We start from the raw sequence: 751 nt of genomic DNA, 5'->3' as shown, positions 1-751 counted from the left end.
AGGGCGTTTTCGATTTCTCCCAGCTCAATGCGGTAGCCGCGGATTTTAACCTGAAAGTCATTACGTCCCAGATATTCCAGCTCCCCATTCGGCAGCCAGCGGACTAAGTCGCCGGTTTTGTACAGGCGGGTATAGCCACGGGCTTTATCTTCTGCGGTGGCAAAGGGATTCGGCACAAAACGTTCGGCAGTGAGTTCAGGCCGGTTTAAATACCCCCGTGCCAGTCCGGCGCCACCAATATACAACTCACCCGCCGCGCCGACAGGGGACAAGTTACCGTCACTATCAAGGACGTAAAGACGGACGTTATTGATGGCTTGACCAATATTGCTGGCAAGCTCCCCATATTGGTAGTGCTTGCCGCTGGCACAAACGGTAACTTCGGTCGGGCCATACGCATTTAGTACTTTGCTGTGATGGCTGAAATCGTCAAGAAAGTCTGAGGACGGGGATTCACCTGCTGTTACCAATAACTGCAAAGAGGGTAATTCAGTGCCGATTAATACTTTTAGTATGGCTGGCGGTAAGGTGGCAATTTCAATGCCTTCACGCTGAATCAGGTGGGCAACCGCCGGGGCGTTGCGTTCGGTTTCACTGCACAGGTAAACCGTCAGGCCATGCAGTAAACTGAGAAACAGTTCGGAAACAGACGCATCAAAAACATAAGCGGCAAACATTAAGGCTTTTTTTCGTTTTGTGATATTAAACAGTTCTGCCTGTGCTGCCACCATATGGATAACATTCTTATGCT

At 50.2% G+C, this 751-nt stretch carries 1 protein-coding gene; it reads right to left on the bottom strand.

What is annotated here, in order from left to right; translation table 11 throughout:
* A partial coding sequence (locus Xentx_RS18220) for an AMP-binding protein (protein WP_139292550.1) occupies positions 1 to 751 on the bottom strand: 751 nt, incomplete at both ends.

The organism is Xenorhabdus thuongxuanensis, from assembly GCF_001908095.1.
Classification (GTDB): domain Bacteria; phylum Pseudomonadota; class Gammaproteobacteria; order Enterobacterales; family Enterobacteriaceae; genus Xenorhabdus; species Xenorhabdus thuongxuanensis.
Note: the sequence above shows the minus strand (reverse complement) of the source record. Positions and strands in the feature narration are given on the sequence as shown.